The organism is Neobacillus sp. PVCKKU3 (genome assembly GCF_058323225.1).
In genome coordinates this window covers 52,399-61,317 of sequence record NZ_JBLVQN010000036.1, presented here as the reverse complement: position 1 = coordinate 61,317, position 8,919 = coordinate 52,399, and the positions used below count along the sequence as shown (strand labels likewise).

The 8,919-nt window shown below is 34.8% G+C and carries 10 protein-coding genes and 1 pseudogene; 7 read left to right on the top strand and 4 right to left on the bottom strand.

All coding sequences use genetic code 11. The features are described 5' to 3' along the window. The 3 genes from ACNQGS_RS21530 to ACNQGS_RS21520 all read right to left on the bottom strand — a co-directional run. Nucleotides 1–125: DUF3231 family protein (locus ACNQGS_RS21530; RefSeq protein ID WP_491489137.1), on the bottom strand; the 125-nt coding region annotated here is incomplete at its 3' end. A gap of 192 nt (nt 126–317) precedes the next feature. After that, the gene (locus tag ACNQGS_RS21525) at nt 318–797 is read right to left on the bottom strand and encodes a hypothetical protein (RefSeq protein ID WP_491489135.1); all 480 of its coding nucleotides are present in this window, start codon (nt 795–797) and stop codon (nt 318–320) included. A 1,519-nt stretch (nt 798–2,316) separates the two neighbouring features. Next, the gene (locus ACNQGS_RS21520) at nt 2,317–2,958 is read right to left on the bottom strand and encodes a GDSL-type esterase/lipase family protein (protein WP_491489134.1); all 642 of its coding nucleotides are present in this window, start codon (nt 2,956–2,958) and stop codon (nt 2,317–2,319) included. Between the two features lie 427 nt (nt 2,959–3,385). Between ACNQGS_RS21520 and ACNQGS_RS21515 the strand changes: the two are divergent. The 6 genes and pseudogenes from ACNQGS_RS21515 to ACNQGS_RS21490 all read left to right on the top strand — a co-directional run. Next, a pseudogene (locus ACNQGS_RS21515) lies at nt 3,386–3,475 on the top strand (YjcZ family sporulation protein); the annotation flags it as partial. Nucleotides 3,476–3,572: 97 nt separating this feature from the next. After that, nucleotides 3,573–3,686 carry a YjcZ family sporulation protein gene (locus ACNQGS_RS21510; protein WP_491489133.1) on the top strand — a complete coding sequence of 38 codons (114 nt, stop codon included), beginning with the start codon at nt 3,573–3,575 and terminating at the stop codon, nt 3,684–3,686. Nucleotides 3,687–3,996: 310 nt separating this feature from the next. Beyond that, nucleotides 3,997–4,155: a hypothetical protein gene (locus ACNQGS_RS21505; RefSeq protein WP_491489132.1), complete on the top strand. Its 159-nt coding sequence runs from the start codon at nt 3,997–3,999 to the stop codon at nt 4,153–4,155. 224 nt (nt 4,156–4,379) lie between these two features. Further along, entirely contained in the window at nt 4,380–6,155 is a 1,776-nt protein-coding gene (locus ACNQGS_RS21500) for a terpene cyclase/mutase family protein (protein ID WP_491489131.1), read from the top strand. A gap of 270 nt (nt 6,156–6,425) precedes the next feature. Next, on the top strand, nt 6,426–6,884 hold the full coding sequence (locus ACNQGS_RS21495) for a hypothetical protein (RefSeq protein WP_491489130.1): 459 nt from the start codon (nt 6,426–6,428) through the stop codon (nt 6,882–6,884). 264 nt (nt 6,885–7,148) lie between these two features. Continuing rightward, nucleotides 7,149–7,706, top strand: a complete 558-nt coding sequence (locus tag ACNQGS_RS21490; protein WP_491489129.1) for a CBO0543 family protein — start codon at nt 7,149–7,151, stop codon at nt 7,704–7,706. 507 nt (nt 7,707–8,213) lie between these two features. On the opposite strand, the gene ACNQGS_RS21485 is transcribed toward ACNQGS_RS21490, so the two are convergent. Beyond that, a complete protein-coding gene (locus ACNQGS_RS21485) occupies nt 8,214–8,414 on the bottom strand; it encodes a sporulation histidine kinase inhibitor Sda (protein WP_491489128.1) in 201 nt (66 codons plus the stop codon). Nucleotides 8,415–8,572: 158 nt separating this feature from the next. On the opposite strand from ACNQGS_RS21485, the gene ACNQGS_RS21480 reads away from it, so the two are divergent. Further along, on the top strand, nt 8,573–8,851 hold the full coding sequence (locus ACNQGS_RS21480; protein ID WP_491489127.1) for a hypothetical protein: 279 nt from the start codon (nt 8,573–8,575) through the stop codon (nt 8,849–8,851). Nucleotides 8,852–8,919: the final 68 nt, after the last annotated feature.

Genomic DNA, 8,919 nt, shown 5'->3' with positions numbered 1-8,919 from the left:
ATTTCCTTATCCTCACATACATTTTTAAAATATGACAAAACACATTTTGCCATTGTGTCATTTTCGTATTGCATCCAAAGAAAACCCATTTCTGAAGCTGTTAGACGGATATTATGTTCTGTCATTGTCTTTTCAATTTCATTCATAGAAATTCCTCCTAAATGCTTTGATAATTCCGTTTTTACACATAACCTTCATATTTTTATGATGATTTATTCTCCTTATATTATTCGAATATATACTGTTAATAATTTCCAGAGTTCCGGGAGGTTAAGTTCAATGGAAAACAAAAAAACCTTCGTTAGAAGGTTAATGAATCACTTTTTAGTAAAAAACGATTTCTTTGTATGAGATATATCCGTTATATATTGAAAACCGTATAGAAGCAAAGCCCTTAAAAAATCTATTGCTAAGTATTGAAATTTTTTTAGTCTATCTAGAGTACCAATTTCAAAACGTTCTAAATATTTTAATCCCCCTAAGTAAATAAAACAAATGTGAAGAATCACATTAGAAATTAAAAATAAACGGAATTTACCATAAGTCATTTTTAACATCCAAAGAGTTGTTACAAAGTAAGGCCCAAAATTGAAAAAGTTCATACTTCTTAAAGGTGGCACCCCTTCATAAAAATGCCACCATTTTTTCTTTTCACCGAATAAATCTATTGCTTTTGTGAATGTACAAATAAAAATAGCACTAGGGAGATATTTTTTAAATGAATTTTTACCCAACAAGGGTAAAGTTAACCAAGGTACAACCAGAAAAGCTATTAAAAGCAATTTACGATTATTCATTGTATCACCTATTTATGACAATAGTTCTGTAAAATTTATTAAATATTTTTACCAAGTATCTCCTCATTATACGATTAACCGAACATTCATATAGGATAATCAAAAGCACCACTTCCAAAGGAAAGGGGCTTTTTATCTTTTATCCATTATTGTTTTATTTTCAATTCCGATATAAGTACTAATTCATAATTGTAGCCTTCAATACTTTTAATTTCACAATATCCACTATCATAAATCCATTCCATTGAATATTCTTTTCCATTGAAAATTACAGTTTTCCCTTTACGCAAAAGTAATTCACTCCTGACAAAAAACAAATACCTGAATCCGTAGTGAAATCATTAATAAACTCGTATCTAAAGCCTGATATAATAATGTTATCAGCTTTTTCCGGCTGATTATTTTATTTCACCAGGAAGGTGTACTAATTGGTTAAGTTTATTTTTAGAAGATTCCGATGATACATTAACTACCCATTCGGGTCTAGGATTAATAGGATTGCTTTTATCAAAGGCAAAATTTCACAAGCGTTTTTCAACTTTAAAAGTACCAGAACCCTCCACAGATACGGTATGAAACGATCCGCTAGGTGGTTACCTTTTGGACAATAAAAAATCGCAAACCAAGCAATATATTCAGGTATTCAGTCTTATAGTGGGAACAGAGGAAATACGCCACAATGTGCGTAATTATTATGGGGAAGAATGAGGTTCGTTCTGTTTATTAATTCTTTGGCAATAATATCTAAATAAGGGGAAGATGATTAAATGACAATCAGTTATTACAGTCTTGTGTTACAATGAAAATAGAGATTTTTGTTCAGACATAAGAGTGAGGGGATCGAATTAAATGTATACTTTCCTTACATATTTAGTTTCCCTTTTTGTGATTGTGACATCCGTATTGACAACACTTTATATAAAATCTGAACTAGAGCGAGTGTTAAATGAAACAACTGATACTGTCCCTTTTCATATATGTAATGTAGTAATAGTCTTAATGGTTTCCCTTTTGGCCAATGCTGTATTGACTAAATACATCTCGGGGACTGAATTTCATTTAATGCTGCAATTAGTCAACCACGTATGTATGACCCTCCCAATTTATATATTAGGGCATTTTGGATTTGAAAAATATAAATCAATTTATCGAAAATACATGCCCACTGAAAGCAGGAAAGTGGTTGTCCTTAACGAAAAGTACTTAAAAAAGAAAAAGCGGTTTACAAAGTTAAACAAATATAATGCCGTTTCTAAGGAACAATCTCCCAAGCAAAGATATCCAAAAGTCAATAACAATAGGAAAGGCTGACTCTAAAAATCGTTTCCAACTACCTTGGGGTCAGCCATTTTTTTGCTTTTAATATTATAAATTTGTTAACAAAATTGTCCTCCCATGGTTCTGGTAAGGAAAAAAGATAGAATATGAATGTTTAGAAAGTATAAAGTGAAACATTTTTAAAAGCAGGCCTAATTATGAGATAAAGCCTGCTTTTTATATTGGAAGTTTTAAGTACCCTCTAGCATTCTAACGGGGAATAGCCGAGCCTGCTTAAGGCTAATGCCATTTGATAATACCCCTCACTATTAGGATGAACCCCGCCTTTTGATAATAAAGCTTCTTCATTTCCCTTAAATACACTATAGATATCAGCTACTTTAACACTCATTTCCCGACCAAAACTGTCAATCACTGAATTAAACGCTTTAATTGCCTCATCTGCTATCGGAATATCGGGAAACGGATTATATAGATTCATTAACCGTAAAATGTACTTATCTTGTTTGTCTAGATGATAAATTCTTTCTACTATTTTTGAGTAATTATTCTGGGTTTGTTTAATAGCATAAGATATACTTTCTTCATTTTTATTGATTATAAATTCTTTAGCAGCATTTATTAAGTCATCCCCCCCAGCCGTTATCGTGATGATATTTGCACAATTTACAGCTTCAGTGACCATCGGAAAATGGAGCATTAATAAAACATCCCATGTTGTTGCTCCTGACCTTGCGCATTTTCGATAACAAATAGGACTTTTTAAAATTTGCTGACTTATGTCCCTGTAATATTCAACAAATCCTGGGTCCAAAACAGGAACGCCGATTCCAATGGTAAGGGAGTCGCCAATCGCAAGATAACGTAAAGGATTGATATCCATATTTCACCTCAAATGATAAGTTGTATTCTTAAAGTATTCAAGTCAGTTAGGATTCAAAATATTGGGTTACCGTAAGAGAGGTGCCTTTCACTCTCCGAATAATGTGGATGAAAAGAAATGGGGGATAATTTCATAAACAAAAAGCCCTTTTAAAGGGCCTTCTGTTTAATCGATACATGGGGAGGAGTAACGATTGAATACACTTTAGCTTATGCACTAGTTCTGAAAGGTAACCTTTTTTATTCAGGTTATTTTAAAAATAGGCTTAATGCTCTTGATCCGGTACCATCAAATAGTTGGACAATCATTTGTTTTTAACTAACTGTTATGGAAGGTTAAATATAAATTTCCCCCTTGAGATAAGAGCCCATCCAAAGTGAATCTTTTTACATATTTTATTATGTAGCTTTTGAAAGGAGGTTTTAACATGGATGGTGCTGGCGCAGGCGGAGGTTTCGCCTTGATTGTTGTACTGTTTATCCTGCTTATTATCGTAGGAGCTGCCTTTGTTGGCGGAATTGGCGGCGGCTATGGTGGATTCGGTGGTTATGGCGGGGGCTTCTATTAAAAAATAGAAATAGAATCATTCACATTTTTGTAAGGGGGGATTTACTATGTTCTTCGGTGGCTATGGCTATGGTGGATTTGGCGGTGGTGCGGGCTGGTTTGCTTTAATCGTTGTGTTATTTATTCTGTTAATCATTGTAGGAGCAGCTTGTTTTTATTGATTTGATGAATACCCCTCGCCTTAGGGGATTTTGTATGAGAAAAGCCCAAAATGGGCTTTTTCTTTTTACATAAGTTTAAATGGCTTTGGCCCTGTTTATTAACTATTCCTTGCTTGTCTGCCTTTTATGAAAAGTTTGTATATTAGCCGCCACCTCTTTTTTTTCTAACGAATATGATGTCGTTGACAATCATTGGACATTTCTTGTTTTAGATTGTCATTCGGAAGAGGAATGGGGGAGAATAATGTGGCATATTTAGATCCGCATTTAATGAGCACGTTCCGTCATAAAATGGCAAACCCGGTTCACTTTGGTAAAGTATGTGGGATCCTTTGCAAATGCCGCCGCGAGGATTTATGCGGAAGCAGGTGCATATGGTTTAGTGGATAATTTATCGGGCTGCTTAGGATTGCCTGTAACACCTGCGCAAAGAGAAAACGCAGCACGCTGTTTAATGGGATGTGGATAGACCCTGCAGATCGTCGTGAACGATACAGGATGTTAAACCATATTCGGGACTTTTGGATTATTTAAAGGTTGCGCCACGTCTCTCATAAAAATTGATAGGCGTGGTGATTTTTTATTTATTACAGATTATTAATTATTGGATCCGAAAATGGTTACTTTCATTATGACGACTTACACCAGTACATACATAGTCTATTGCAATGATATGGTTAATGGGGGAGGACAATGAATTTTCGGGATAGGGTTAATAATGAAATCGCCGGATACATTGAAAAAATAAAAGAAAAACAAAAACAGGACGGTTCGTGGAGGTATTGTTTTGAGAGTGGTCCTATGACAGATGCCTATTTGATTATCATTTTACGAATTTTGGAGTTGGATGAAGAGGAGATTATAAAAAAACTGGTTAATCGATTATTAACAATCCAGCAAATAAATGGGGCTTGGAAGCTGTTCGAGGATGACGAGGGGAACCTTTCGGCGACAATTGAAGCCTATACAGCCTTATTATTTTCCGGGTATTGTGACCAATCGGATGATAATTTACAGAAGGCAGAAAGCTTTATTAAGGAGCAAGGCGGAATAGAAAATGCACATGTTTCAACAAAGTTTATGCTCGCATTAAATAATCTTTATCCTTGGCCAAGGTTTTTCCCATTTCCTCTTTTTCTCATTCATTTACCCTCTTTTAAAAAGTTTAGTGCCTATATAAGAGCACATTTTGCCCCAGTATTTATTTTGGGACATACTAAATTTTCTGTTTACAATCGTCATACACCCAATCTTACTCATTTATTTATCCAGAAAAAGAAATTCCGGGTCCATAGCCGTGCTAATAAGCCTTCGTTTAGCTTATTTTCAAAATCAGCCATGAAAAAAGCTGAAGCTTATATGCTTGAAAGGATAGAAGCGGATGGCACCTTGTCAAGTTATGCTAGTGCCACATTTTATATGATTTATGCGCTGCTTGCAATTGGGGTTAGTCCTGGTTCTACATTAGTAATAAATGCTGTCTCTGGCTTAAAATCTTTCCTGTTTACCTGTGATGATGATTTCCACCTGCAAAATTCTCCATCTACCATTTGGGATTCTGCACTGTTAAGTTATTCTTTACAAGAAGCAGGGGTCCCAATAGATGATCAAGCGATTGCTTCATCAGCAAGCTATTTGTTATCTGTGCAGCAGCCCCAGGGGGGATGGGGATTCTCGGAAACCAATACAGCCAATCCTGACGTGGATGATACACAAGCAGCACTAAGAGCTATTTCTCGCCTTTCTATTGCCGATACGAACTATCGAGACAGTTGGAATAAGGGAATCAAATGGCTGCTTTCTATGCAGCATTCTGAAGGCGGGTGGGGTGCGTTTGAAGGGAATGGTTACAGATCGCTCGTTTCGTTATTACCCATTCAAAACGTGAAAGATACAATTATTGAACCGGCAGCTGCTGATTTGACCGGAAGAACAATAGAGTTCCTTGGAAATTACGCAGGAATGTCACTTCATAATCCAAGAATAAAAGATGCAGTAAACTGGTTAATGGAGAATCAGGATGAAAATGGTTCGTGGTATGGAAGATGGGGAATCTCTTTTATTTACGGGACATGGGCGGCCGTTACGGGCTTAAAGGCTGTTGGTGTTTCAAGTGACTCCCCCTCAATCCAACGGGCAATTCAATGGTTGAAAACAATTCAACGTCATGATGGTGGATGGGGGGAATCGTGTAAGAGCGACCAATTCAGAAGGTACACACCGCTTTCTTTCTCCACCCTAGTGCAAACCGCTTGGGCAATTGACAGTTTAATAGCAGCACATGATGCTCCGATACCTGAAATTGAAAAGGGAATAGAGTACCTTTTAAACAGAATGAACCTTTCAGAGAAGATGCGTAGTTATCCGACAGGTGCGGGATTACCAGGACATTTTTATATTTATTACCATAGCTATACCGATATTTGGCCACTTATAGCTCTATCCCACTTTAGAAAGAAATATCATTAAAAATACTAAGCCGTTCTCTTTTGAGGTACCCGCATAGCAAAAAACAAATATAAAAACAAATATAAAAGCAGTGTGTTTCTCATATGAAATCACACTGCTTTTAGCACGTTTTCAGGAAGATAAATTTTAAAGGATGTATACTGGCTTCTTTAACTTACTGGGCAGCTTTACAACAATAATATGAAAAAGAAAAAGCATAAAGAATTATTTCCCTATTTGGAGTCTAAACTAAGATGAAATTATATTCATTTAAAATTGAGGAATCTAAGTATGATCTTATTTTTTGCTTCTATTTTGTTTTTCAATTATGTTGCTTATAAAATGAGAAAGCATCTTACTAAAAATCAAATTGTTCACATTTGGACATTTACAGTGATATTGGAAATTATCTTTGATATTTTTATCGATGAAAAAACAAATGGATATTGGTATTTTCAGAAAGGAATTGATTGGACAAATATATTAGTTTATACGGTACTAATTCCGCCTGTGAATGTTATATTTTTGAACTGGTATCCTTTTAATAATTCTAGGTTTAAAAAAATTCGTTATTTTGTATTTTGGGTGATTTTCATATTGGCTTATGAATTATTAGCTTTACAGCAACCTTGGGGATACTTTCATTACGGATGGTGGAATTTTATTTATTCCGCTTTACTTGACCCTATTTTGCTATTTATTTTGCTGGGTTATTATAAATGGATTTGTAGAATTGAAATATGCAATTAACGGTTCGTCTCTTCGTTAATTGGAGAACTTTATTTATTCATATATTGTATTAAGTTTTGTGCCTCAAGCAACGGCTGCGTCTTTACAATAGTAGAGACGCATTTTTATTAAAGTAACAGGACCAAGGATTATTTTTATTCAATTAACCTTCCTCATAGTTCAAAAAACAGTTTTTAAATTAATAAGAATCAGTCTGTAACAGATTTTTGGATGAAATTAATAAAAATTAAGATTGGAAAAGAGTCTACTGTTAGAGGGATAATTATGAAATATGAAGAAGAAGTCAAGAGAATTAATGAATTAAGAAATAAATTTTCCGACATTAAGTTAGAATTTTGGCTTGAACATGATTTGTTTAAACTGCACTGGTGGTTCCTCTTGGTATCATCGATACTTCCTTGGATTATTTGGTGGAAAATCGCTGATAAAAGCCGATTTAAGGAACTATTTATTTATGGGCTGTTATGGGGATTATTCGCTTCTACACTGGACGAATTTGGTGTAGCATTAAAGTTTTGGTATTATCCGAGAGAATTATTTTCAATGGTTTCTCCACTTTTCCCTGCGGACCTAACAGTTATTCCTATAGCCTTTATGTTTGTTTATCAATTTTTCCCAAGGGGAAAAGGCTTTTTTTGGGGGAATTCCTTTGTTTCTGTTTTGCTTTCCTTTGTTGCCCAGCCATTATTTATTTACTTTGATCTCTTTAGGGCATTAAATTGGGAACACATATATTCTTTTCCAGCATTTATTCTGTTGGCATATATCATTAAGTGGATGTCAACAAAAGTGGAGAAGCAAGCCGCAATGAACACCAAATAGCCGTATTAAATCATTGAGATGGATATTCGTATTTACGAATATCACCCAAATGAATTGCAAATATCCTATGATAAACATCCCTTACAACCTATACCCAATACCAGTAAAAATAAAAAAGCATAAAGTTGGAATCCAGGGACGGTTTAAAAAATTATATTGTTGCCACTTCTCCTCCGGAAATATACTTTATTAATTATTATTAATATGGTTATATTTGAAATATAATAAGGATATTTATTTATTCAATGAACGTATTACCTTCAAACCTCATTCTAGAATTGATTTGAAATAAAGGGTTCTGTAATTTTTGAATGTTTAACAATGGAGGAATCAACAGTGAAAAAAGGGTTTAGTGTGTTATAACAAATGAGATTACAATCTTGTATAGTTGTATGATAGTGGACTTTGTGGAATCCTACAAAATTTAGGGAAAAAAAGCGGAACTGGCTCCTATTTCCGAAATTTCAATTATTGATGCCAAAGGAAAATTAGAGAATTATACTCTTTTTACTTAATTCGTATAAGACTTTTCAAATTTCTTCTTTTTATTTCGGAAAATACAAATTCAATAAAATCTCTATCTAAATTTTGTTCAATAGCTTTTCTATACATAGCCATTAATAATTCATCCTCTACATAGAACCAAGTAAAAAATCCCCAATCTGTAGGTATTGGCAAAGGCGGGTTTTTGTTTTTTAAAATTGCCATTGGCGGGTATCGCCTACCCCCGGCATCTTTATTTTATAGCCAAAATTAATATAGTAATTACGCCGTTTCTCCTTGTATTTCTTCGCATAGGATGTGTTGAACGGTGAAACAACCAGATAATAAGTGGGGCGAACACGGAGGAAAAAGGGGGGAAGATGGTGGCTTATTTGGATCCGCAATTAATGCGGATATTCCGCAGGGAAATGGCAAATCCTGTAGTTTTCAGCAAGGCATACGGTATTATACGTCAATACCGTTATGCTGACCTATGTAAACCGGAAGGTGCTTACGGTTTAATAGATGGCTTGTCCAGCTGCTTAAACGTAAAAATAACGCCTGAGCAGAGGGAAAATGCAGCAAACTGGTTAATGAACTGTGGTATCGATCCTGATGATCGACCTAGTAGGTATAGAATGTGGGGATTTTATCGAGAATAGTGGATCATCTAACCCGTTTTTAAGTCGGTTTTTCTTTTAAAAGAAATCGACTTTTTTAAATTGGGGAC

Excerpts from the sequence above, each read along its gene's own strand:
- ACNQGS_RS21525 (WP_491489135.1), bottom strand. The coding sequence starts at position 797 with ATGAATAATCGTAAATTGCTTTTAATAGCTTTTCTGGTTGTACCTTGG.
- ACNQGS_RS21520 (WP_491489134.1), bottom strand. The coding sequence starts at position 2,958 with ATGGATATCAATCCTTTACGTTATCTTGCGATTGGCGACTCCCTTACC.
- ACNQGS_RS21510 (WP_491489133.1), top strand. The coding sequence starts at position 3,573 with ATGTTCTTCGGTGGCTATGGCTATGGTGGATTTGGCGGTGGTGCGGGC.
- ACNQGS_RS21500 (WP_491489131.1), top strand. The coding sequence starts at position 4,380 with ATGAATTTTCGGGATAGGGTTAATAATGAAATCGCCGGATACATTGAA.
- ACNQGS_RS21495 (WP_491489130.1), top strand. The coding sequence starts at position 6,426 with ATGATCTTATTTTTTGCTTCTATTTTGTTTTTCAATTATGTTGCTTAT.
- ACNQGS_RS21490 (WP_491489129.1), top strand. The coding sequence starts at position 7,149 with ATGAAATATGAAGAAGAAGTCAAGAGAATTAATGAATTAAGAAATAAA.
- ACNQGS_RS21485 (WP_491489128.1), bottom strand. The coding sequence starts at position 8,414 with ATGGCAATTTTAAAAAACAAAAACCCGCCTTTGCCAATACCTACAGAT.